Here is a 24208-nt window from a genome sequence, read left to right as displayed (position 1 = left end):
TTATACTCACAAGTCCCGCGGGCGCACTTCCTCGGGGGTCCCGCGTCTCACCCCCCTACTGGTTTATTTATTTTTTTGGGGGGGGGGGGCTGTATTCCCCGCCCACCTCGATCTCCGTCGGCGTACCGCCGCAGAAATCGAGCACCAGTCTGGTTGCAAGCTCCACGCCGGGCACCATGAATTCAGGGTCGACGCCGCGTTCGAAACGGTAGCGCGCATCGGTGATGATGCCGAGCGTGCGGCCAGTGCGCGCCGTGGCGATCGGATCCCAAAGTGCGGATTCGATCAGCACGTCTGTCGTGTTCTCGTCGCAGCCGGAATGCTCGCCGCCCATGATACCGGCGATCGATTCGACGCCATCGTCGTCCGCGATGACGCACATTTCCGGCGTCAGCGTGTATTCGCGGCCGTCGAGCGCCAGCACCTTCTCGCCGTCGCGCGCGCGGCGCACGACGAGATTGCCTGCAACCTTCTTGGCGTCGAACACATGCAGCGGTCGCCCGCGGTCGAAGGTGACGTAATTGGTGATGTCGACCAGCGCGCTGATCGGCCTCAGCCCAATGGCGATCAGACGCTGCTGGAGCCATTTTGGCGACGGGCCGTTCTTGACGCCTCTCACCAGCCGCAGCGCAAAGCCGGGGCAAAGCTCGGGCGCCTCGATCTCCACCTTGACCGGGCACATGCCATTGCCGACATGCGGCATGATCGCGCCGCCGATGAGGCGGCCGAGACCGCTCGCCGCGAGATCCCTGGCGATGCCGTAGACGCTGGTGGCGTCCGGCCGGTTCGGCGTCAAATTGATCTCGATGACTGGATCGTCGAGGTGCGCATAAGCGGCGAAGCTGGTGCCGACAGGCGCATCCTCAGGCAGGTCGATGATGCCGTTGTGCTCGTCGGAAAGCTCCAGCTCGCGCTCGGAGCACATCATGCCATGGCTCTCGACACCCCTGATCTTGCCGACCGTCAGCGTCACATCGATGCCGGGCACATGAGTGCCGGGCGCGGCAAAGGCGCCGATCAGTCCCGCGCGGGCGTTTGGCGCGCCGCACACCACTTGCACGGGCGGCTTACCGTCGCCTGTGTCGACGGTCAGCACCCGCAGCCGGTCGGCATCGGGATGCTGCACAGCCGTCAGCACCTTGGCGATGACGAAGGGTTTCAGGCCCGACTTGTCGTCGACATGCTCGACTTCGAGGCCGATCGAGGTCAGCCGCTCGACGATCTCCGCGAGCGTGGCGTCGGTCTCAAGATGGTCCTTGAGCCAGGAGAGGGTGAATTTCATGATGCTATTCCGTCATATCTGGCGGCAGGAATTTTCCGGGCCATTACGCGCTCAATCCGCCGAACAGCGTCGGCATGTCGAGCGGCCTGAACCCGTAATGCGACAGCCAGCGCACGTCGGCGTCGAAGAAGGCGCGCAGGTCCGGCATGCCGTATTTCAACATGGCGATGCGGTCGATGCCCATGCCCCAGGCAAAGCCCTGATATTCGTCCGGGTCGAGCCCGCCATGGCGCAGCACGTTGGGGTGCACCATGCCGCAACCGAGGATTTCCATCCAGTCGGAACCTTCGCCGAAGCGCACTTCGCCCGGCCGCGAGCGGTCGCACTGGATGTCGACCTCGAGGCTCGGCTCGGTGAACGGGAAGAAGGACGGCCGGAAGCGCATCTTGACCTGCGGCACTTCGAAGAAGGCCTTGCAGAATTCCTCCAGCACCCACTTCATGTTGGCGACATTGGCCGTCTTATCGATCACCAGCCCCTCGACCTGATGGAACATCGGCGAGTGGGTGGCGTCGGAATCCTGCCGGTAGGTCTTGCCGGGAATGACGATGCGGATCGGCGGCTTCTGCTTCTCCATGGTGCGGATCTGCACCGGCGAGGTGTGCGTGCGCAAAAGCTTGCGCTCGCCCTTCTCGTCCGGCTGGAAGAAGAAGGTGTCGTGCATCTCGCGCGCCGGATGGCCTTCCGGGAAATTCAGCGCGGTGAAATTGTAATAGTCGGTCTCGATGTCGGGACCTTCGGCGATCGAGAAGCCGAGATCGCCGAAGATCGCAGCGATTTCGTCGATGACCTGGCTGATCGGGTGGATGCGGCCGCGCTCGGCCGGCGACTGCCGCACCGGCAGCGTCACGTCGACCCTTTCAGCGGCAAGGCGCGCGGTGATCGCCATGTCCCTGAGCTCAGCCTTGCGGGCCGTCAGCGCCTCGGTGACGCGGTTCTTGAGGCCGTTGATAACTGGGCCTTTGACCTGACGCTGCTCGGCACTCATCGCGCCGAGCGTCTTCAGCATTTCGGAGATCGATCCCTTCTTGCCAAGGGCCGCGACGCGCACGGCCTCGATCGACGCCTCGTCGGCGGCCGACGCGATGTCGGCAAGAAGCGAATCTTCCAGGGCTTCAAGATTTCCAGCAGTGGCGTTCACGGCGAAGCTCTCTCGATCGGGCGACCCGCCACCATCAGGCGTGTCACCAATTTGGTTACATCAGGGTCAAAAAAAGAACCCGCGCCAGCCGTGCCAGCGCGGGTTCCCCAAATCAGAATTTAGAATGCTTGGGAAGCGCTGGTCTTAGGCGACAGCGCTTTCAAAGGCATTCGGGGTGGTGTTCTTGAGGTACTCAAGAGCTACCTTGGCCTTGGCGACGAGTGCGGCGAAAGCCTGCGGCTCGTGGATGGCCATATCCGACAGGATCTTGCGATCGATCTCGATGCCGGCCTTGTTCAAACCGTCGATGAAGCGGCCATAGGTCAGGCCGTGCTCGTGGGTCGCGGCATTGATGCGCTGGATCCACAGCGCGCGGAACGAGCGCTTGCGGTTCTTGCGGTCGCGGTAAGCGTATTGCAGCGACTTTTCCACCGCCTGCTTGGCGATGCGGATGGTGTTCTTGCGGCGGCCGTAGAAGCCTTTCGCGGCTTTCAGGACCTTCTTGTGCTTGGCGTGCGAGGTGACGCCTCTCTTTACGCGTGCCATGTCATGATCTCCTTAAAAGCAATTCCAGGAAAAGTGTCTTGCGGTTTTCCGTTCGGAATTGCGTAAAACTAATGCGTGTCCGGACCGAATGCCTTAGAGGCCGTTCGGCAGAAAATTCTTGATGACCTTCTTGCCATCCGGTTCAGCCAGAACCATCGTGCCGCGGGCATTTCGAATGAACTTGTTGGAACGCTTGATCATGCCGTGACGCTTGCCGGCCGCAGCCGACAGGACTTTACCCGTACCTGTGATCTTGAACCGCTTTTTGGCGGCGGATTTGGTCTTCATCTTGGGCATTTTGCTACTCCGTATGGTGTGCGCACTATCGCGCTTTTTGTTCGCTTCAGGCCGACCAAAGCCCGAAAAGCAAATGAAACCGCCACGGCATGCCCTGCCGGGCGGTTTTCTTGGAACGGCGGTCCTATACGTCAAAGCAGGCGACTGTGCAACACCTGCATGGATGCGACCTCTGCCCCCGGTCAGGGCAGCGTGAACAACACCGGCAAAACACCCGACTGCTGGGCGCCGTCGATCAGTTCGAAAGCCGGCAGCGCGACGAGAAACACCAGCCCGTCGAGCATCGTGGTCAACAGCAAGCGCGGCTTGAAGCTGCCGGTATCGCCCTCCTGGTACAGTGAGAGCTTCGGGAAAAAGCGCGGCACCCTCGCCAGGTAGGCCTGGTATGGCGCGCCGAGCGCTTCCTTGAGGAACTTCTCCTCGCGCAGGATGACGATGTGAAAGGCGCCCGCGCACAGCAGCGCGAACAGGATGATGCCGGAAAACGAGCCGATCTGCGCGCCGACGCCGGCCGCGGCCACGGTCGAGAACACATAGAGCGGGTTGCGGGTGATCGAGTATGGCCCGCCCGTCACCACTTCGGAAGATTTGCGCCCGCCTATGTAGAGCGTCGCCCAAAGGCGCCCCACGATGCCGAGAAAAATCAACAGCACGCCGAACATCTCGATGGACTCGTGCACCAGCGTTTCGGGAGGGAAGGCCGATTGCCCGAACAGCAGCGCCGCGAACAGCACCGCCACGAGCACGGCAAGCACGATCCTGCGTATCTGCTGGTAGTTACCCAGCCCGTACTTGAATTCTTTGTCCAAGATTGGAATCCGATCGTCGAGGAGCCTAATGCATGTCGCCCAAAAAATGGCCCCGGTTTTGGGAGGACGACATGCATAAAAACAGAGCCGGCGATCGCAGCTGTGGCCAGGAAGCGGCGTCCCGCCGATCGCCGGGACGCCGTGTAACACAATTCAGGCGAATTTGGAGCGCGGTGCCACGCCTAACCCTATCGTGATCCAAGCAGATCCGCAAAAGTGCCGCACGGTTTTGCGATGAGAACCTGCGGCACTGAAGAAACCTGCGCGGACGACGCGTTGGCGAAGCGAGCGTAGCCTGCTTAGCGCGGTGCCAGAACCATCATCATCTGGCGACCTTCGAGCTTCGGCTCTGCTTCGACCTTGGCGATGGTAGCCACTTCCTCGCGCACCTTGTTCAGAAGCTGCATGCCGAGCTCCATATGCGCCATCTCGCGGCCACGGAACCGCAGCGTCAGCTTGACCTTGTCGCCTTCCTCGAAGAAGCGGCGAACCGCTTTCATCTTGGTCTCGTAGTCATGGCTGTCGATGTTCGGGCGCATCTTGATCTCCTTGATCTCGATGACCTTCTGGTTCTTGCGTGCCTCGGCCGCCTTCTTCTGGTTGGCGTATTTCAACTTGCCGAGATCGAGGATCTTTACGACGGGGGGAACCGCATTGGGCGATATCTCGACGAGATCGAGCCCTGCCTCCTCGGCGAGCAGCAATGCGTCGTTGATGGAAACATCGCCACGGTTCTGGCCTTCGGCGTCGATAAGCTGGACCCGGGGAACCCGGATGTCACGGTTGGAGCGCGGGCCATCCTTGGTCGGCGCCGCTGCTTTGAAAGGTCTGCGAATGGTCGTGGTCTCCTTGGCCGTTTCGTTCAGGATTTGCAAGTTTTGATGCGTGGACGCGCAATGTGGTGAGCGCGCGGGCGGAGTCAATAGCACAGCATTGATAGGAAATCACCTGATCGCTGGCCTGCACCAAACAAAGAATGGGTGCGAGCACTTTTCGCCACGCCACCGGCTGTGCCACAAGAGCCCGCACCAAAGGACGGCGCGAGGAAAAAGCCATGACTGCCCCTGCCTTTCTGGATGTCGACGGATCGAGTATCGCGGTGCGCCATATGGCGGGCTCGGCTCCTGGCGTCGTCTGGCTCGGCGGCTACAAGTCGGACATGCTGGGCACGAAGGCCGAGACGCTTGCTGACTGGGCGGGAAAAGAAGGCCGCGCCTTTCTGCGCCATGACTATTCGGGCCACGGCGAATCCGGCGGCGCCTTTGCCGATGGCACGATCTCGAAATGGCTTTCGCAGAGCCTTGCGGTATTCCGGCATTTCACCCAGGGCGATCAGATCCTGGTCGGCTCGTCCATGGGCGCCTGGATCGCGCTGCGCATGGTGCAGGAATTGCGCAAGGCAGGCGACACCAGCGTCGTCGGCCTGGTGCTGCTGGCGCCGGCGCCGGATTTCACCGCTGAACTGGTCGAACCGGCGCTGACCGAGGCGCAAAAGCGCGACCTCGCTGGAAAGGGCTACTTCGAGGAGCCGTCCGACTATTCCGCCGAGCCTTATATCTACACGCGCGCGCTGATCGAGGACGGCCGCGACAACCTTGTGATGACGGGTCCGATCGACACCCATTGCCCGGTTCACATCCTGCAGGGACTGGCCGATGCGGACGTGCCGGCGAGTCACGCCTTGAAGCTGGTCAGCCTGCTGCCGGCCGACGACGTGACATTGTCGCTTATCCCCGATGGCGACCATCGCCTGTCGCGGCCGCAGGATCTCGACATGCTGGTGCGCGTGGTAGGCGACATGGTCGGGCGAGGCAGGTGAGAATGCGCCTTTCCATTCCGGTATCGGCCTTCGTCGCGGCGATCGTCGGCTTCGGCGGCACCTTGGCCATCGTGATCGCTGCCGCCAAGGCGGTCGGTGCGACACAGATCGAGACGGCGAGCTGGGTAACCACCATTTGCCTCGCCATGGCGATCGAATGCCTGTGGCTGTCATGGCGCACGAAGATGCCTGTCATCACCGCCTGGTCGACACCGGGCCTTGCGCTGATTGCGGCATCGAGCGGCTTTTCGATGGGCGAAGCCGTCGGCGCCTTCATCGTCACCGGTATCCTTTTGATCGCCACCGGGCTGTTTCGGCCATTGACGAAACTGATCTCGAGGATACCGCCCTCCGTTGCCTCGGGCATGCTGGCCGGCATCGTCGTCACCTTCGCCCTCAACGCGGTCAAGACCGTTCCGGTCGATCCACGGCTGATCTTGCCGCTGATCGCGGTCTTCTTCGTCATCCGCCTGTTCAATCCGGCGCTTTCTGTGCTGGCGGTTCTGGTCGGCGGCGGCCTCGCAGCCTTCCTGACCGGCCGTGTCGGCGGCCTGCCGGCACCGGAACTGTCGACGCTGACGCTGATTGCTCCTGACTTCACCGCCAAGGCGATCGTCGGCCTGGCGCTGCCGCTCTATCTCGTCACCATGGCCTCGCAGAACCTGTCGGGTCTCGCCGTGCTGCGCGCTGCCGGCTACCACCCGGAGCCCGGCCCGCTGATCGGCGTCACCGGCCTGTTTTCGCTGCTGTCGGCACCGTTCGGCGGCTCGACCACCAATCTGGCGGCGATCTCGGCGGCGATCTGCACCGGACCGGACGTCCACCCCGATCCCGCCGAGCGCTGGAAGACCGGGCCCTTCTATGCGCTGGCCTATCTTGTCTTCGCTATTTTCGGCGCTTCGCTGGTGGCGATCTTCACCGTCCTGCCGCAGAGCCTGATCGTGCTGGTTGCGGGTCTCGCGCTGATGGCGTCGCTCGCCAACGCACTGTCGATCGCGCTGAAGGAAGAGGGGGATCGCATGGCCGCCACCGTCACCTTTGTCGTCACCGCATCGGGGCTGACGCTGTTCGGCGTCGGCGCGGCGTTCTGGGGCCTGATTGCCGGGCTGGTCGTGCTTTTCCTCGATACGATCAAAAAGCAATAATCATTTCATAAGCTTGTCCGGTTTTAGCGAACATTGTCTTGAATCGCCGTTTTCTCCTTCCCATTTCGATTCCACGCAGCCGGTCCTGGCTGTCTCCAACCGAAGGAATGGGAGAAAATGAACACATCTGCATTGATCCGCCCGGCTTGGACGCCGGCAACCATCGCGCTGATGGTGATCGGCTTCATGGTGTTCTGGCCGCTCGGCTTCGCCATGCTCGCCTACATCATCTGGGGCGACCGGCTCGACGGCTTCAAGCGCGACGTCAACCGCGCGACGGACGGCATCTTCGCCGGCTGCCGCCGCGGGTCTGACAAGGCCGCCCGCTGGGGTCACGGCTCCGCCCGCACCGGCAACGTCGCTTTCGACGACTGGCGCGAGAAGGAGCTTGAGCGCCTTGCCGAGGAACGCCGCAAGCTCGACGACATGCTGACCGAGTTCGACGACTACGCCCGCGAATTGCGTCGCGCCAAGGATCAGGACGAGTTCGACCGCTTCATGGCCAACCGCAACAAGTCGACGGCAGCGACGAAGAGTGGTCCGAGCGCAGGGACGACGCCGACCAAGCGCGGCAAAGGCTCGAACCTGCTTGACGACTGACGCATAGACCCGAAAATCGTATCGAGTTTCGGAAAGTACGATGCGTAGGTTCAAAGGTGTTAGAGCATACTTCGTGCGTCCAATCGGATGCACGTCGCTCTAATGGCCGGGCGACAGGCCAACGTATAATGACGGCGTCGCGCAAGCGGCGCCGTTTCTTTTTTGTTCTATTCGTTTTTCTCGAATCGCGTATCGTCCGGCCATGACCCTCGGATTCTTCCGCAATCTGACCAAGCCTAAACCCACGCCCGTCGTCGAGCGCGAATATTGCGTCGCCGGCCGCACGCTGCCGCTCAAGATCGTCGAGAGCGCCAGGGCGCGGCGCCTGACCCTGCGCATCGATTCCGGCGGCCAGGGGCTGCGCATCACCGTGCCGCCGGGTCTGCGTCGCGGCGAGGTGGAAAAGTTCCTCGAGCGCCATCAGGATTGGCTGGAGCAGCGGCTGGCCAAGGTGCCGACGCGGCCGCAGGTGCGGCCGGGCATCAAGGTTCCGGTGCGCGGCGTGCCCCACCGCATCGTCCATGAACCATCGAAACGCGGCACCGTCACCGTGTCGCGCGATGAGCGCGGTCCGCTGCTGATCGTGCATGGCGAGCGCATACACCTGCCGCGCCGCGTCGCCGATTTCCTCAAACGCGAGGCCAAGCGCGAAATCGAGAAGCTGGTGGTCAAACACACCGAGGCGATCGGCAAACGCGCCAAGGCGATCCGCTACAAGGACACTTCCAGCCGCTGGGGGTCGTGCACCTCCGACGGCAATCTGTCGTTTTCCTGGCGCATCATGATGGCGCCGCCGCCGGTCATAAACTATCTCGTCGCGCATGAGGTGGCCCATCTCAAGGAGATGAACCACGGCCCGAAATTCTGGAAATTATGCGAGAAACTCTGCCCCGACACCGACCGCTGCAAGGATTGGCTGAAGCGCAATGGCGGCGCGCTGCAGGCGATCGTGTTCGAGTAGCGTGGGGAAGGCGCGTCGAAGGCACTCTGCCCTGCTGCAAACCTGGAGATTGGCGAGGCCACGCGAAGGCACGGTAGCCGCCCAGGAGAATCTCAATCGTCATTCGCCGCGTTGAGTTCCTCCGGCCGCAGCCCTTCTTCGCCATGGTGCGGCCACGGCAGGAAATTCCGGTCGAATGCATCGCTACCGAAATAATCCAGGGCCCGATGCGCTTCGGCGCCGTTGAATGCCGCCTTGTCCATCAGATGCGCGATCACCTCGCGCGCTTGCGCGATCTTCTGCCTGAGTTCGGCAACGGTTCTGTCGGCCATGATCGTGCTCCCGCCTTGCATCCAGTCTATCGATAGGTAGGGCCTTTGGCCTCGCCCGGCAAACAGTATGCTTTTTCTCGACTCTGCCTCGATTTCATGCCAATTCCCCGCCATGGCGCTCGACATCAAGATTTGCGGCTTGAAGACCGACCAGGCAATGGCCGCGGCACTCGCCGGCGGCGCCAGCCATGTCGGTTTTATTTTCTTCGCGAAAAGCCCTCGCTATGTCGAGCCGGTGGAAGCCGGCCGTCTGCGCCAAGCGGCGCGCGGCAAGGCCAAGGCGGTGGCTGTCACCGTCGATGCCAGCGATGCCTTCCTGGCTGAGATCGTCGAAAGAATGCAGCCCGACATGTTGCAGCTGCACGGTTCGGAAACGCCGCAGCGCGTGGCCGAGCTGAAAGCCCGCCATGGCCTGCCTGTCATGAAGGCGCTGCCGCTCAGCGAAGCCGCCGATCTCGAACGGATAAAGCCGTTCATCGGCGTTGCCGACCGGTTCCTGTTCGACGCCAAGCCGCCGAAAGGCTCCGAGTTGCCGGGCGGCAATGGCGTTGTCTTCGACTGGCGCATTCTCGCCGGCCTTGACGCCGGCGTCGATTACATGCTTTCCGGTGGGCTCAACGCCGCCAATATCGGCGATGCCCTTCGGCTTGCCAGCCCGCCCGGAATAGACATTTCGTCAGGCGTGGAGAGCGGGCCCGGCGTCAAGGATCCGGCGCTGATCGAGCAGTTTTTCCGGGCCGTCAGGGCAGCACGCGACAATCGCGCCGCCTGACCGGCTCAAACCAGAGCATGCCCCCGGAAAGTGGGAACCGGCTTTCCGACTAGGACATGCCCACACATCAAGGCCAGGAGATCGGCGATGAACAAGCCGGCGACACCCAATTCCTTCCGCACCGGACCCGACGAACAGGGCATGTTCGGCATTTTCGGCGGTCGTTTCGTCGCCGAAACGCTTATGCCCTTGATCCTCGACCTGGAGCGGCACTGGAACGAGGTCAAGAACGATCCGGATTTCAGGGCTGAACTCACCGATCTTTCGACCCACTATGCCGGGCGGCCGTCGAAGCTTTATTTCGCCGAGGGCCTTACCAGGCATTTGGGCGGCGCAAAAGTCTATCTCAAGCGCGAGGACCTGAACCACACCGGCTCGCACAAGATCAACAACTGCCTGGGCCAGATCCTGCTCGCCAAGCGCATGGGCAAGAAGCGCATCATCGCCGAGACAGGCGCCGGCCAGCATGGCGTTGCTTCCGCCACCGTCGCGGCCCGCTTCGGCTTCCCTTGCGTCGTCTATATGGGCGCCACCGACGTCGCCCGCCAAAGCCCCAACGTGTTCCGCATGAAGCTGCTCGGCGCTGAAGTGCGGCCGGTCACTTCAGGTCACGGCACGCTGAAGGACGCCATGAACGAGGCGTTGCGCGACTGGGTGACCAATGTCGAGGACACTTATTACCTCATCGGCACCGCCGCCGGCCCGCATCCGTACCCCGAACTGGTGCGCGATTTCCAGTCGGTGATCGGCACCGAGGCGCGGGCGCAGATCCTCGAGCAGGAAGGCCGGCTGCCGGACACCATCATCGCCGCCGTCGGCGGCGGCTCCAACGCCATCGGCCTGTTCCATCCTTTCCTCGACGACAGGCAAGTCCGCATCATCGGCATCGAGGCGGGCGGCCGTGGTCTCGACGGCATCGAGCATTGCGCCTCGATGAACGCCGGCGCACCGGGCGTGCTGCACGGCAACCGCACTTATTTGCTGCAGAATTCCGACGGCCAGATCATGGACGGCCATTCGATCTCGGCCGGACTGGATTATCCCGGCGTCGGCCCGGAGCATTCCTGGCTGCGCGACTCGGGCCGCGTCGAATATGTGCCCATCCTCGACGACGAGGCGCTGGAAGCCTTCAAGCTGACGACGCGCGTCGAAGGCATCATTCCGGCGTTGGAATCGGCGCATGCCATCGCGCATGCGGTGAAGATCGTGCCCGCCATGGACAAGGACCAGATCGTCATCGTCAACCTGTCCGGTCGTGGCGACAAGGACGTGCATACGGTGGCCTCGATGCTGGGCATGGAGATCTAGGCCCTTTGGACAGTTTCGATTTGGAGTTGACTATGAGCAAAATTCGTCCAAAGGGCCAGACATGACCACCCGCATCGACCGCCGCATGGCGAAGCTCAGGAACGAAGGCCGCCCGGCGCTCGTCACCTATTTCATGGGTGGCGACCCCGACTATCAGACGTCGCTGTCGATCATGAAGGCGCTGCCGGCGGCAGGCTCCGACATCATCGAGCTCGGCATGCCGTTTTCCGACCCCATGGCCGACGGCCCGGCTATCCAGGCGGCTGGCCTGCGCGCGCTGAAAGGCGGCCAGACGCTGGTCAAGACGCTGAAGATGGCATCGGAGTTCCGGACCGGCGACAACGAAACGCCGATCGTGCTGATGGGCTACTACAACCCGATCTACATCTATGGCGTCGACCGCTTCCTCCAGGACGCGATCGCCAGCGGCATCGACGGGCTGATCGTCGTCGACCTGCCCCCGGAAATGGACGAGGAACTGTGCATCCCGGCGCTGAAGGCCGGCATCAACTTCATCCGGCTGGCGACGCCGACCACCGACGACAAGCGCCTGCCCAAGGTGCTGCAGAACACGTCCGGCTTCGTCTACTACGTGTCGATGACCGGCATCACCGGCTCGGCGCTCGCCGATACCGGCAAAGTGGCGGCGGCGGTGAAGCGCATCAAGAGCCATACCGACCTGCCGGTCTGCGTCGGCTTCGGCGTCAAGACCGCCGAGCAGGCCCGCGTGATCGGCGCCAATGCCGATGGCGTCGTCGTCGGCACCGCGATCGTCAATGCGGTCGCCAATGTGCTGGGGCCGAAGGGCGAAAAGACCGCCGACCCGGCCGAGGCCGTCGCCACGCTGGTCAGCGGCTTGGCGCAAGGCGTGCGCTCTGCCCGCCTTGCTGCCGCCGAATAGTTCTCCTAGATCGGGATTGTGCATGCCGTCGTTCCAAAACCGGGTCCGCTGTTGGGCGGCATGCGCTAACTCTTCGTCAGGACAGGAGCCGAAGCGATGAACTGGATCACCAACTACGTTCGCCCGAAGATCAATTCGATGCTCGGCCGGCGCACCGACATGCCCGAGAATCTCTGGATCAAGGATCCGGAAACCGGCGAGATGGTGTTCCACAAGGATCTGGAATCCAACCAGTTCGTCATCCCGTCTTCCGGCCACCACATGAAGATTTCGGCCAAGGAGCGGCTGAAATACTTTCTCGACGACGGCAAGTACGAGCAACTCGAAAACCCCAAGGTCGTGCAGGATCCGCTGAAATTCCGCGATGAAAAGCGCTATACCGACCGCCTGAAGGACGCCAAGGCCAAGACCGGCCTGGAGGATGCGATCGTCAACGCGGTTGGAACTGTCGAAGGCCTTCCGGTGGTGGTGACGGTGCAGGACTTCGCCTTCATGGGCGGCTCGCTCGGCATGGCGGCGGGCGACGCCATCGTCCACGCTTTCGAGGTCGCCTTGCAGCGCAAGCGGCCGCTGATCCTGTTTGCCGCCTCCGGCGGCGCCCGCATGCAGGAAGGCATCCTGTCGCTGATGCAGCTGCCGCGCACCACAATCGGCGTCGACCGGCTGAAGGAAGCCGGCCTTCCCTATATCGTCGTGCTGACCAACCCGACCACCGGCGGCGTCACCGCTTCCTACGCCATGCTGGGAGACGTGCACATCGCCGAGCCCGGCGCGCTGATAGGCTTTGCCGGACCGCGCGTCATCGAACAGACGATCCGCGAGAAATTGCCCGACGGCTTCCAGCGCTCCGAATATCTGATGGAGCACGGCATGGTCGACATGGTGGTATCGCGGCTTGAGCTGCGCGAAACCATCGCGCGCCTGTTGAGGATATTGCTCAAGATGCCGGGCGAGCAGAAGCCGGAGCCGGAAATCCTGCCACTGGCCGTGGCCTCCGCGGAAGCACGGCCGCAGGCCTGAGGCGACACGAAGCGCCGCGAACAGCGATTGCGTCGGATCTCCGGCGCGCTGTAGCTTTGATTGGCATGGTTCTCCCCGAAACCGATTCTGGTTTGCGGAACCATGCGTTGGGATTCTGCCATGACGACGCTTGCCGCCGACCGCGAAATCGAAGCCCTGATGGCGCTTCACCCGAAAGGCTTCGACCTTTCGCTCGATCGTATTTCGCGGCTGCTGAAACGGCTTGATAACCCGCAGGACCGGCTGCCGCCGGTGATCCACATCGCCGGCACCAACGGCAAGGGCTCGTGCGCGGCGTTTTCGCGTGCATTGCTCGAGGCGGCGGATTGCCGGGTGCATGTCCACACCTCGCCGCACCTGGTCAACTGGCACGAGCGCTATCGGCTCGCCGCCGACGGCGGCGGCAGGCTGGTCGACGATCGCGTGTTCGCCGATGCCATCGCCCGCGTCGCCCGGGCCAATGAAGGTGAGACGATCACTGTCTTCGAGATACTCACCGCCGTGACTTTCCTGCTGTTTTCCGAACACCAGGCCGATGCCGCGATCATCGAGGTTGGGCTTGGCGGCCGTTTCGACGCCACCAATGTCATCGAGGAGCCGGCCGTATCGGTGATCATGCCGGTGTCGCTCGACCACGAGGCCTATCTCGGCGACAGGGTCGAACTGATCGCCGCCGAAAAGGCCGGCATCATCAAGCCCGGCTGCCCGGTGGTCATCGGCGCGCAGGAAAGCGAGACGGCGCTACAGGTGCTGATCGAGACCGCCGAGCGGCTGGAGTGTCCGACCTTCGTCTATGGCCAGGACTTCCTCGCCTATGAGGAGAATGGCCGCATGGTTTACCAGGACGAGGACGGTCTGATGGACCTGCCGCCGCCGCGGCTGCCCGGCCGCCACCAGTTCGCCAATGCGGCTGCGGCGATCGCCGCCGTCAAGGCGGCCGGCTTCGAGATCAGCCATCGCGCCGCCGAAAAGGCGATGACCAAAGTCGCCTGGCCCGGCCGCATGCAAAAACTGGTGCAGGGCCGGCTGACAGAGCTGGCGCCGAAGGGCGCCGACATCTGGCTCGACGGCGGCCATAATCCCGGCGCCGGAGTGGTCGTTGCCGAGGCGCTGGCCGAGCAGGAAGAAAAGAACCCGCGCCCGCTCTTCCTCATTTCCGGCATGATCAACACCAAGGACCAGAGCGGTTATTTCCGCGCCTTCAAGGGCCTTGTCCGGCATGTCTACACGGTGCCGGTGAGCCAGAGCGATGCCGGTGTGCCGAATGACGAACTGGCGGTCCGCGCCACGGAAGCCGGGCTGACGGCCGAGCCGGTGAGTTCCGTCGCCAGTGCGCTGATGCTGCTGCGCGACACCTGGGACGGCCCGCCGCCACGAATTCTGATCGGCGGCTCGCTTTACCTGGCCGGCGCGGTACTGGCCGAGAACGGCACCCCACCGACATGAGGTCGTCTGAGAATTCTACTGCGGCGGCCACCTGACGCGGTTTTCTGCGCTTCCGATGCTCACGGACCAGAACGTCCGCTCCGCTTCGGTTCTCGAAAGCCGCGCCATCTGTCTCGCCGCAGCGAATTCTGAGACGACCTCAGCGGCTATTTCAACTCGATCTCGATAAAAGCGTATTCGCCGTCATTGGCGTTGACGACGTCGTGCTCGACGCCCTCCTTGCGGAAATACGGCGCGCCTTTCTTCATCTCGGCAATGGATTCGCCGTCCTTGGTCAAGAGCTTCACCTTGCCGTCCATCAGCGGCACCACGACGTAATCGTGGCCATGGCGGTGCCAGCCGGTGTTGTCTCCCGGCGCGAAGCGGTATTCGGTGACGATGACACGCTCATTGTCGATGAAGACGGTAGCCTTGGCGGATCCGGTCATATCGCGTTCTCCCTGCTTCTGCGTGCCAACAGAAGACATGCGGTGCCCGGGCGTGAGGGCCAGAGCGCCGCAGCGATGACGCCAACAAAAAGCCCGGCGCGATGGCCGGGCTTGATATCGGGGAATTTCGGAAGGATCAGGCGAGGCTGCCATTGATCCAGTGCGACAGCGCGGTCTTGGGCGCCGCACCAACCTTCATGTCGGCCACTTCGCCGCCCTTGAAGATCATCAGGGTCGGGATCGAGCGCACGCCGAACTGCGCGGCGAGCTCGGGATTCTCATCGATGTTCAGCTTGGCGATCTTTATCTTGGCGCCAAGTTCAGTGGCGATATCTTCGAGCGCCGGGGCGATCATCTTGCAGGGACCGCACCATTCCGCCCAGAAATCGACCACGACCGGCACGTTGGCGTTAAGCACATCGGCTTGGAAATTGCTCTTGTCGACCTTGACGGTTGTCATCGGAAATCCTTTCGAACGTTTTGCCGCACCAAATGTGGTGGTGGTCGCGCCCTTCTTCAAGCAGGTCTTGTGTCACGCTCCCGTGAGTCGGGCAAGGGCGTCATCCATAGCCTGGGCCGGCAGCTCGATCAGCCGTGGCGCTTCGGTGAACAGCAAGGCCGCCTTCACCTCCCGTCCGGGATAAAGCGGCTGCAGCAGGGCCCGATAGAGCGCGAGCTGCAGGACATAAGCCGGCGCAACCTCGGCCAGAGCGACGGGCGCCGGGCGGTTGGTCTTGTAGTCGACGATCGATACCGAGTCCGATGTTACCGCCAGGCGATCGATCTTGCCGGAGATGGAGCGCGTTCTGCCTTTCACCTCCAGGCTGCCCATGATGGCGACCTCGGCGCGCGACGATGGCGCAAACAACTGGCCGAAGCGGGGGTCGGCAAGGATGGCGGCGACCGAAGCCAGTGCTCTTTCCCGCTCGCCGCTGGGCCATTGCGCACCGGTGCGGGCGAGATAGCGTTCCGCGGCGCCCTCGCGCTCGGGCTCGGCCATGCCCGGCAACATCTGCAGCAGCTTGTGCAGGGCAAGCCCGCGCAGCACGGCAAAACCAGGCTCGGCATCGGCGTCCAGCACCGGGGAAGCCTTGTCGACCACGGCCTCCTTGCCTTCTTCGATCAAAGCCGAGGCGCCGGAGGGCGACAGCGGCCGCGGCAAGTCCTCGAAAGGCGGCAAGGGCCGGAACAGGCTTGTCGGCACGGGTGCGAAAACGTTCGTCGGTTGCGCCTGCTCGCCTGAGACCAGCGGTGCCGGCGGCAGCTTGGTCACGTGGAAACGATGCACCGGTTCACCGCCGGCGGGATGGGCACGCTCTTCGCTCTCCGGCGCGCCAACCAGCGCGCGGCTGACGATCGAATGCCAGGTGCCGGTATTCGGCGCCCGCTTGCCATGATAGCCGCAGACGATCAGCCGGTCCTCGGCGCGGGTCATGCCGACATAGAGCAGCCGGCGGTATTCGTCGTCGGCGAGTTCTCGTGCCCGGACAGCCGCCGCCTTCGAAAAGCCGTTGGCGACATCGGTCGCCGAGCGCCAGAGATAACCCTTGCCGTCCCAGTATCGGCCCGATCCGTCGAAAGGCATCAGGCGCGGCAGATGCTGATCGCTGAATGGGGCGGAGCCGCCATCGACCAGGAACACGACAGGCGCCTCCAGGCCCTTGGCGGCGTGTACTGTCATGACGCGAACCTCGTCGCGGGTCTGGTCCATCTCGCGCTTGATCTCGGGGCCGGCGTTCTCCAGCGTGGACAGGAAAGCTTCCAGCCCCGGCAGACCGGTTCGTTCCTCTGCCAGGCAGAAACTCAGGAACTCGTCGAGAATATCGCCGGCTTCGGGCCCGAGCCGCGCGATCATCTTCCGGCGAACGCCGTCGCGCGCCAGCAGGCCGGCATAGAACTCGAACACCGGCTTGAAAGCGGCTTCGCTCGTCCAGATGTCGAGCTGGGCAATGACCGACGCCAACGCTTCGCTTTCGCCGGCGTGCTGGCGCAGGGACGTCATCAGCGATCGACCCGGCGGCCGCTGAGCGGCAAGTGCGAAAAGCGTCTCCTCCGGCAGGTCGAAGATCGGGCTGCGCAGCACGGCGGCTAGCGACAGGTCATCCTGCGGCTGGATGAGGAGACGGCCGAGCGCGATCAGGTCCTTGACGGCGATATGCCCCGGCAGGCTCAGCCGGTCGGCGCCGGCCACGGGAATATCGCGGCGTTTGAGCGACCGGGTCAGAGCGTGGACGAAGCTGTCGCGCTTGCGCACCAGCACCAGCACGTCGCCCGGCCGCAGCCGCGTGCCGCGACCCTCGATGATCTCGCCGGCGGCGATCCAGCCGGCAATGGTGGCGGCGACATTCTCGGCAACGCGCACGGCCGGCGCATGGGCATGATCGACGGCCTGGGTCCAGTCGTCGGGCTCGTCGACGACATCGGCACCGATCGACGGCCAGACCTCGACATAACCCGGCGCATCGGTGCGGATCGCCTTGTGGCTCAGCGGATCGGGGTCATGGCTGATGCCCCGCCGCACCGTGGGATCGGCAAAGACGCGGTCGACGGCCGCCAGAACGTCGTCGGTCGAGCGGAACGACCAGGTCAGCTTGAGGTCGGCGAAGGAGGCTTCGGCGTCGCGTACCCGTCCCGCAAACAACAGCCGGCTATCGGCGAAGGAGTCCGGGGCCGCACCTTGGAACGAATAGATCGACTGCTTCTCGTCGCCGACGGCAAAGACGGTGCGATGGACCCTGTCGCGCGCGCCGAGGCCGGCGAAGAACTCCTCCGCCAGTCGCTTCACCACTTCCCACTGATCCGGGCTGGTGTCCTGCGCCTCGTCGAGCAGGATGTGATCGATGCCCTGGTCGAGCTTGTACTGCACCCAGGGCCCGGCGTCGGGCCGTGCCAGAAGATTGACCGTGCGGGTGATCAGGTCGTTGAAGTCGAGAAAGCCGCGGCCGCGCTTCAGCATTTCGTAGCGGGCGATCAGCCAGTCAGCGATGGTCAGCGCGGCGACAGTGCCTTCCAGCATCCGGAACAGGGCCAGCCGGTCGACGGTTTCGATGATCGTGCTGGCCGCCGAGAGATAGCGCCCGGCCAGATCCGGCAAACGGTCGGTCAGCGCCTTCTTGAACGCCTTTGCCGGATCGTACGGGCCGCCATCGGTCTTGAGAAAGGCTCTTGCTAGCAGCCGCAGACGACCGATGGGGTCGTCCTCTGCGAAGGCCTGGCGCGCATAGGGCAGGATGTTGTTCAGCACCGATCTGGCGTCGGTGGATTCGGCGGCTTGGGCGAAGCCGGCGAAATAATCGGGCAGGAATCCCGGCAGCGGCCAGGCCGAGGCCGCTATGCCTTCGGCGGTCTGGCCGGGATGGAAATGGAATTCGTCGAACACGGCCTGGAAGCGCGTGCCGTCGCGGCCGGCGGCGTCGATGAAATTGCGCAGGCCGTCGCGCTTGCGTACGATTTCGCTCAGCAGGGCGTCGAGACCGGCCTCGCCGCCACGCTCGAGCACGATGGCGAACGCCTCGGCCAGGTCCGCATTGCCGACACTCGTGCCGGAGATCATCTCGCGGCGGGCGGCGGCAAACAGCGACGCTTCCATCTGGCCGTCGAGCATCTCGAAATGGGCAGGGATGTTGGCTTCCAGCGGGAACTGGTGAAGCACGGATTCGCAGAAGGCGTGAATGGTCTGGATCTTCAGCCCGCCGGGCGTTTCCAGCGCCTCGGCGAACAGGCGGCGGGCACGGCGCATGATCTCCGGATCGGGCCGGCGGCCCTCCAGCGCCTCGATCTTCGCGGCAAGGTCCGCATCACCAAGTGCCGTCCACTCCGACAGTGTCGAGAAGACCCGGTTCGACATGTTGGCGGCGGCGGCGCGCGTATAGGTCAGGCACAGGATCTTCGACGGATCGGTGCCGTTGAGCAGCAGCCGGATGACGCGCTGGGCCAGCACATGGGTCTTGCCGGATCCCGCATTGGCCGACACCCAGGCCGAATTGCCCGGATCGGCGGCGCGGGCCTGGCTCGAGGCGGTGTCGCTCGGGATGGGATAGGCCTTCTTCATGCCTCCCCTCCCTCATCACCGGCATCGCCGCCGGCGGACCATTCGAGCACGCGGGCAAGATGGTCGTAGTCGCCATCGGTCTCGCCCTCGCGAAACGGCAGCGCGCGCGACAGATAACCGGTCGCCGGATCGGCATAATGGATCAGCAGCTTTTCCAGCCGCGCCCAGGCCTCCTCGGCAAGGTCGGTCGCAGTTCTTGGCTGGCGATTGTGTTCGAGGATGGACTCTTCGAACACCTCGCCATTCGGCTTCAGCCGCACGAACGCCAATTGCGACGGCTCGCGCGCGCCTAAATCCTTGAAGGCGCCGCGCCTGAGCAGCGCACCTTCCAGCGCCAATTGCGGCGCAAGCAGCGTGTGCGCCTGCGCCTTGGAGGGCGAGGAGCCAGTCTTGTAGTCCAGTATGTCGGCCATGCCGCCGGCCAAAAGGTCGACCCGGTCGGCGTAGCCCGACAGCGTCACGCCGGACTGGCCGACGACGGTCTTGCCGGCTCTTTCCTCGGCATGCCGCCGCACGACGGCAGCAGCACGGGTGCGCTCCCATTCGATGATGTTGGCGGCGAGTTTCTCGAAGCGCGGCCACCACACCGCCTCGACATCGGCCGGAAGGGCGGCTTCGGCAAAACAGGCGCGGCCGGCTGATATGAGGCCGTCGAGCGCGTCGGCCGTGCGAGGATCGGCAACACTGCCCGAGAACAGATGCAGGATGGCGTGGAACAGCGTGCCGCGCTCGGCGGCGCCGGGGTCGCGGATGATCGGATCGAGCGGCATCAGGCCTAGGATCCGCCTTGCGTAAACGGCGTAGGGGTCGCGGCGCATCGTCTCGATCTCGGTGACCGAGAAATGGGTGGGGCGGACCGGCAGTGGCGGCTTCGGCTGTGGCCGCGGGGCGAAGTCCCGCTTCGGCCCGGTGTCGAGCGCGCGCGCCCAGGCCAGCAGCTCGTCGCCGCGCCGGCGCAGCTCCGCCGCCTGGTCGTTGCCTATGAAGGTGAGTAGGCGTTGCAGCCAGCGCGACGGCACGGCGGGCGCGTCGCCAGCACGCGCGGAGCGGGCCAGGATCACCTTCTTCGCGCCCATCGCCATCTGAAAGTCATGCGCGGCAAGGCCGATGCGCCGCTCCGGCGGTTCGAGATCGATGCCGGTCTTCATCAGCCGCGACATGAAGCGGTCGCTCTCCGGCTTGCGCGGCCACACGCCTTCGTTGAGACCCCCGATGACCAGCGTGTCGACGCTCTGCAGCCGCGCTTCCAAAGCGCCCCAAATGGCGATGTTCCTGTCGGTGCCTTGGGCCGGCTTGACCGTCTCGGGCGCGATCAGCGCGTCCATCACATCTGGCCATTCGCTCGCCGCGAACGACAGCGGCGCGGAGGCCGCGACCAGCCCGCGCAACAGTTCGGCGAGCTTTTCGCCGGCGTCGCCGGCATAGAGTTCGCCAAGGCCGCCATCCCCGGTGCGTCCGAGATTTTCGAGTGCGATAACGCTGGCTTTGACCAGCGCGGCAAGATCTGCACCCGTCTCCCCACGAAACGCCGTCAGTGGCGCCAGGGCTTGCGTCAGGCGTGCGAGGAGGTTCCGCGCGTCTTCGATGGAACGCACGGTCAATCGGGAAAACCAGAAGGGCGGCCGGCTGTCATCGCCGAGGCGGGTGAGACGGGTTTCGAACAGTTCCGGCAGCGAAACGATGTCCGGGCGCCCGGTGCCGCCGCGCAGCGCCACCAGTTCGACCAGTTCCGCCGCACCGCGAACGCTTGCACGTTCGAGGCCGAGGCCGAGCAGCGGGTGTTTGAGCAGCGACAGCAGGTTAACCGGATCGCCTGGCCGGAACACTGCCTCGAGCGCCAGCCGGAGCAAGCTGGCCGCCGGCGTGTTGGCCAGCGGCATGCCACCGGAATCGTCGGCAACGACGCCGAAGCGCTGAAGCTCGACCGCGACGCGGCGCGCCAGGGCGCGATCGCCGGTGACGAGGGCAGCCCTTTGGCCGGGTTGCTCGACCGCGCGCTTCAGCGCGACAGCGATCGCGACGGCCTCATTGCGCTCGCTGGCCGCTTCGAGCAGCGTCACGTCGGCCAGCGCGTCGGCGACATCGGGCGCTGAAAAACTGTTCCGCGTCTCGGCCCACAGCTCGGTGGTCTCGGCCGGCCGGAGCGCCTCGCCGACCAGGGCCGCTCGAAGCGCAAGCCGCGGTTCGGCCGCGCCGACCTCCTCGACATCGCCGCGCAGCACGCCGATCTTGTTGATCAGTTTGGCCAGGCCATATTGCGGATGGCCAAGCACCGCCGGACGTGCGCCAGGCGCGGCAATGGCCTGGAAGGACGCTTCGTCCAGCGTCCGGTCGAGACCAGGCAGCACGATGGCGCCTGCGGGCAGGCGGGCGATCGCGGCAAGCAGTTCGGCCGTGGCGGGTATCGAACCGGTCGATCCCGCGGCAATGACTGGCCCGGCAGGCGGATTACGCCGCAGCCGCGCCGCTTCGGCCCGGATCAGCGCGCTGCGATGCGCGGCCGGATTGGAACGGTCGCGCTCCTCGAGAAATCGCGGCCAGGCATCTGTGACGATGCCGAGGAATTCGAGCGTCACCTGCCACCAACCGGCAAGGTTGCCGGTCACCAGCGCCGTGAGCCTGGTCCAGTCCGAACCTTCCGTCTCGATCTCGTCCATCAGCGCCGCGAGATCGCGCGCCAGCCAGATCGCGTCGGCGGTAGAGGCCGGGATGACGATTTCCTCCGCGAAAAGGGCCTCGACATGTGCCGGCAACCGGCGTTTCCAGGCTCGCACCAGCGGCGTCAGCAGCAACAGGCGTTCGGTCGCCGCGATCGGCGGCGCAAGATCGATTGCCGCCGACGGTTCGGTCTCGAATGCGGCCTCATCCTCATCGAATTCGCCGAGCGGACGAATGACCGGCAGGATCGCCGAACCGCCGCCGCCTCGCGAGGCCAGGCTGTCGACGAAGACACCGCGCAAGGCACGCGCGGCGCGGCGCGTCGGGACGTAGATGGTGACATCGGCCAGGGCGAGCGGATCGCCGTCGAAACGAAAACCAGGAATCAGGCGGCCGGCAAGCAGCGCCTCGGCAAGCGTCGGCAGAAACGGCGCTCCAGGGGGAATTGAGAAAACGCGGCTTGAGCCGCTCATTGTGACTCGGCTAGCGCGCCGGCGACCGCCGCTTCCGCGAGCGGAATGGCATCGGGAGTGCCGACGGTGATCCAGTGGCCATGCATCGGCATGCCGAACAGGCGGCCGGCGGCAATGGCTGTGTCGAAATAGGCGTTGAGCGAGTGCGGTCCGGCCAGTGCGGCCCCGAACAGGCGCGGATGGATGATTGCGGCCCCGGCATAGATCAGCCCCGCCGGGTCACCTTTCGAACGGCACAAGGCGCCATCCGGCGCCACCAGGAAATCGGTGCTGCCGCAGTGTCCGGTCGCCTGATGGAGATCCGCCAGCATCAGCAGAATATCCATTTTCGTCGCGTCCCATGCAAGGGCGAGGCGCTTGAGATTGAGGGGACCGTGGTCGATCCAGAACGTGTCGGCGTTGAGGATGTAGAAGGGCTGTTCGCCCAGTTCCGGCAACGCCTTGACGATGCCGCCGGCGGAATCGAGCAGTTGTGCGCTCTCGTCGGAAATGATGATCCGTGGCGCGCGGCGCGCCGCGACATGGGCGACGATCTGTTCGGGAAAATAGTGGACGTTGATCACCGCCGTGCCGACGCCGGCCGCGGCCAGGCTGTCGAGGCTCCAGTCGAGCAAGGTCTTGCCGGCGATCCTGACCAGCGGCTTGGGAATGGTGTCGGTGATCGGCCGCATGCGCTTGCCAAGCCCGGCGGCGAGCACGATCGCGGTGTCTGGTCCTGCTGTCACAGCGCGCGCTCCTCCAGCAATCCATGCGCGTTGTAGAAATCCCGCAGGCCGGCCAGAGACGGATGGGACAGCGCCCGCCGCAAATAGTCGCGGATGCGCGGCAGGTGCTTCAGATAATAAGGCTTGCCGTCGCGCTTTTCGAGGCGGACGAAGATGCCCAGGATCTTGGAATTGCGCTGCGCCGCCATGATTGCATAGGATTCCAGGAAACCTGCCTGGTCGAAAGCCCCCGCTGCGTGGCGCGCCGCCATGTAAGCGTCGAGCGTCTGCTTTTCTATCTCGGGCGATATGGTGACGCGGGCATCCATGGCCAGTGATGCCACATCATAGGCTGACGGGCCGATGAGGGCGTCCTGGAAATCGACGATGCCGAGGCGGTCATGCCCGGAACGATCGCCGCGCCAGATGATGTTGGGCGAATGGAAATCGCGCAGCATCAGCGTGTACTCGCGGCCTTGCAGCCGGTCGAAAAGCGCGTTCCATTCCTTGGCGTAGCCAGTCCGTAGATCATCGCTCGCTGGATTACCCGATATGGCCGGCACGTACCAGTCGACCAGCAGGTCGGCCTCGATCATCATCGCGTCACGGTCGAAAGGCGGCACATCATGGAAGCGCCCCGGTCGCGCTTCTAGGCGTTGCGGCCATGTCAGGCCATGCATCATGGCCAGCAGTTCGGCCGCCGCGGCATAGCGCTTTGCCAGCGGCTCGCCGTCCTTGCCGAGAAACCCTTCTGAACCGAGATGTTCGAGAAGCAGGAATCCCTGGTCCTGGTCCTCGGCGTGGATTTCCGGAACGCTGACGCCGCCGGCCTTCAAGGCACGGTCGATGGCGACGAAGGCCGACACCGACTGCGCGGTGTGGGCGATCACGGCATAGGGCTTGCCGTCGCGGACCGGCGGCCCGAGCACCAGCCGCGGCGAGTTCATCAGCACACGCTGTCTATGACCGGCAAGCGACACGATTTCGTACGATCGGGCCGAGGCATCGCCGATGAAATGGCGGCGCCGTGCTTCGCCCCAGCCGGCGCCCTCGAGAAAACCGCGCATGGCCAGCGAGCGCGCCGCGCGCTCGAAGGCAGCGCCTTGCCCCGACACTCTCGCCAGCCGGCCCTCGCCTTGCTGGACGAGTTCGATCAGAACGGTCGTCTTCGGCAGATAGGCCTCTGCCCGCTCCGGCCATTCGACCAGGGCCGCGCCTTGCGCCAGCGCTTCGTCGAAACCCAACTCGTCGATCTCGCTCGCTGAGCCCAGGCGGTACAGGTCGAAATGATGGACCGGGATGCGCGTGTCGTAGCTCTGCACCAGCGTGAAGGTGGGGCTCGGCACATCGAGGCCGGCATCGTCGGCCAGCGTCCTGATCAGCGCGCGCGCCAGCGTCGATTTGCCGGCACCGAGATCGCCCTTGAGCGCCAGCACGTCGCCGGCGCGCAACGACAGCGCGAGATCCTCGCCCAGCCGCGCTGTCTGTGTCTCATCAGTGAGCAAACGCTCCAGCACAAAGCTCGTCATCGAACGC

General features: G+C 64.4%; 21 protein-coding genes and 1 pseudogene. 9 read left to right on the top strand and 13 right to left on the bottom strand.

The window, feature by feature from the left end; genetic code table 11:
* Positions 1–73: 73 nt before the first annotated feature.
* From pheT to infC, 6 genes and pseudogenes are all read right to left on the bottom strand, one after another.
* Positions 74–1282: pseudogene (gene pheT / locus NKJ26_RS24990) on the bottom strand (phenylalanine--tRNA ligase subunit beta); the annotation flags it as partial.
* Between the two features lie 43 nt (positions 1283–1325).
* Positions 1326–2423 (bottom strand): phenylalanine--tRNA ligase subunit alpha, encoded by a 1098-nt coding sequence (gene pheS / locus NKJ26_RS24985; protein WP_352697816.1) that lies wholly within the window; start codon positions 2421–2423, stop codon positions 1326–1328.
* Between the two features lie 144 nt (positions 2424–2567).
* A complete protein-coding gene (gene rplT / locus NKJ26_RS24980; protein WP_006201247.1) occupies positions 2568–2969 on the bottom strand; it encodes a 50S ribosomal protein L20 in 402 nt (133 codons plus the stop codon).
* Positions 2970–3062: 93 nt separating this feature from the next.
* Positions 3063–3266, bottom strand: a complete 204-nt coding sequence (gene rpmI / locus NKJ26_RS24975; protein ID WP_006201248.1) for a 50S ribosomal protein L35 — start codon at positions 3264–3266, stop codon at positions 3063–3065.
* A gap of 182 nt (positions 3267–3448) precedes the next feature.
* Entirely contained in the window at positions 3449–4075 is a 627-nt protein-coding gene (locus NKJ26_RS24970) for a methyltransferase family protein (protein WP_352599773.1), read from the bottom strand.
* A 299-nt stretch (positions 4076–4374) separates the two neighbouring features.
* A complete protein-coding gene (gene infC / locus NKJ26_RS24965; RefSeq protein WP_010912915.1) occupies positions 4375–4911 on the bottom strand; it encodes a translation initiation factor IF-3 in 537 nt (178 codons plus the stop codon).
* A gap of 218 nt (positions 4912–5129) precedes the next feature.
* Here infC and NKJ26_RS24960 point away from each other — a divergent pair, with 218 nt between their 5' ends.
* The 4 genes from NKJ26_RS24960 (at position 5130) to NKJ26_RS24945 (ending at position 8600) form a co-directional block, all read left to right on the top strand.
* Entirely contained in the window at positions 5130–5894 is a 765-nt protein-coding gene (locus NKJ26_RS24960; RefSeq protein ID WP_352697814.1) for an alpha/beta hydrolase, read from the top strand.
* A gap of 2 nt (positions 5895–5896) precedes the next feature.
* Positions 5897–7039 carry a benzoate/H(+) symporter BenE family transporter gene (locus NKJ26_RS24955; protein WP_352697812.1) on the top strand — a complete coding sequence of 381 codons (1143 nt, stop codon included), beginning with the start codon at positions 5897–5899 and terminating at the stop codon, positions 7037–7039.
* Between the two features lie 117 nt (positions 7040–7156).
* Positions 7157–7639, top strand: a complete 483-nt coding sequence (locus tag NKJ26_RS24950; RefSeq protein WP_352599779.1) for a DUF2852 domain-containing protein — start codon at positions 7157–7159, stop codon at positions 7637–7639.
* Between the two features lie 202 nt (positions 7640–7841).
* Positions 7842–8600, top strand: coding sequence for a M48 family metallopeptidase (locus NKJ26_RS24945; RefSeq protein WP_352697810.1), 759 nt, complete (start codon positions 7842–7844; stop codon positions 8598–8600).
* Positions 8601–8692: 92 nt separating this feature from the next.
* Here NKJ26_RS24945 and NKJ26_RS24940 read toward each other — a convergent pair whose 3' ends face one another.
* Complete coding sequence (locus tag NKJ26_RS24940) at positions 8693–8911, bottom strand: hypothetical protein (protein ID WP_352697808.1); 219 nt, start codon at positions 8909–8911, stop codon at positions 8693–8695.
* Between the two features lie 112 nt (positions 8912–9023).
* Between NKJ26_RS24940 and NKJ26_RS24935 the strand changes: the two genes are divergently transcribed.
* The 5 genes from NKJ26_RS24935 (at position 9024) to NKJ26_RS24915 (ending at position 14358) form a co-directional block, all read left to right on the top strand.
* Positions 9024–9683, top strand: coding sequence for a phosphoribosylanthranilate isomerase (locus tag NKJ26_RS24935; RefSeq protein WP_352697822.1), 660 nt, complete (start codon positions 9024–9026; stop codon positions 9681–9683).
* 87 nt (positions 9684–9770) lie between these two features.
* Positions 9771–10991 (top strand): tryptophan synthase subunit beta, encoded by a 1221-nt coding sequence (trpB, locus tag NKJ26_RS24930; RefSeq protein WP_352599785.1) that lies wholly within the window; start codon positions 9771–9773, stop codon positions 10989–10991.
* Positions 10992–11052: 61 nt separating this feature from the next.
* Positions 11053–11892: a tryptophan synthase subunit alpha gene (trpA, locus tag NKJ26_RS24925; protein WP_352697807.1), complete on the top strand. Its 840-nt coding sequence runs from the start codon at positions 11053–11055 to the stop codon at positions 11890–11892.
* A gap of 96 nt (positions 11893–11988) precedes the next feature.
* Positions 11989–12912: an acetyl-CoA carboxylase, carboxyltransferase subunit beta gene (gene accD / locus NKJ26_RS24920; RefSeq protein WP_352599789.1), complete on the top strand. Its 924-nt coding sequence runs from the start codon at positions 11989–11991 to the stop codon at positions 12910–12912.
* A gap of 120 nt (positions 12913–13032) precedes the next feature.
* On the top strand, positions 13033–14358 hold the full coding sequence (locus tag NKJ26_RS24915; protein ID WP_352599791.1) for a bifunctional folylpolyglutamate synthase/dihydrofolate synthase: 1326 nt from the start codon (positions 13033–13035) through the stop codon (positions 14356–14358).
* A 146-nt stretch (positions 14359–14504) separates the two neighbouring features.
* Here NKJ26_RS24915 and NKJ26_RS24910 read toward each other — a convergent pair whose 3' ends face one another.
* The 6 genes from NKJ26_RS24910 to tsaE all read right to left on the bottom strand — a co-directional run bounded on the left by NKJ26_RS24910 (position 14505) and on the right by tsaE (position 24201).
* On the bottom strand, positions 14505–14786 hold the full coding sequence (locus NKJ26_RS24910; RefSeq protein WP_352697806.1) for a cupin domain-containing protein: 282 nt from the start codon (positions 14784–14786) through the stop codon (positions 14505–14507).
* Between the two features lie 136 nt (positions 14787–14922).
* Positions 14923–15246, bottom strand: coding sequence for a thioredoxin (gene trxA, locus NKJ26_RS24905; RefSeq protein WP_352599795.1), 324 nt, complete (start codon positions 15244–15246; stop codon positions 14923–14925).
* Positions 15247–15318: 72 nt separating this feature from the next.
* Positions 15319–18837: a double-strand break repair helicase AddA gene (gene addA / locus NKJ26_RS24900; RefSeq protein WP_352697804.1), complete on the bottom strand. Its 3519-nt coding sequence runs from the start codon at positions 18835–18837 to the stop codon at positions 15319–15321.
* Positions 18834–21968 (bottom strand): double-strand break repair protein AddB, encoded by a 3135-nt coding sequence (gene addB / locus NKJ26_RS24895; RefSeq protein WP_352697802.1) that lies wholly within the window; start codon positions 21966–21968, stop codon positions 18834–18836. The genes addA and addB overlap by 4 nt, the downstream gene beginning before the upstream one ends.
* Entirely contained in the window at positions 21965–22693 is a 729-nt protein-coding gene (locus tag NKJ26_RS24890) for a nucleotidyltransferase family protein (protein WP_352697800.1), read from the bottom strand. Before NKJ26_RS24890 ends, addB begins: the two co-directional genes overlap by 4 nt.
* On the bottom strand, positions 22690–24201 hold the full coding sequence (tsaE, locus tag NKJ26_RS24885; RefSeq protein ID WP_352697798.1) for a tRNA (adenosine(37)-N6)-threonylcarbamoyltransferase complex ATPase subunit type 1 TsaE: 1512 nt from the start codon (positions 24199–24201) through the stop codon (positions 22690–22692). The genes NKJ26_RS24890 and tsaE overlap by 4 nt, the downstream gene beginning before the upstream one ends.
* Positions 24202–24208 lie beyond the last annotated feature (7 nt).

This window comes from Mesorhizobium sp. M0152 (assembly GCF_040322415.1).
Classification (GTDB): Bacteria; Pseudomonadota; Alphaproteobacteria; order Rhizobiales; family Rhizobiaceae; genus Mesorhizobium.
Note: the sequence above shows the minus strand (reverse complement) of the source record. Positions and strands in the feature narration are given on the sequence as shown.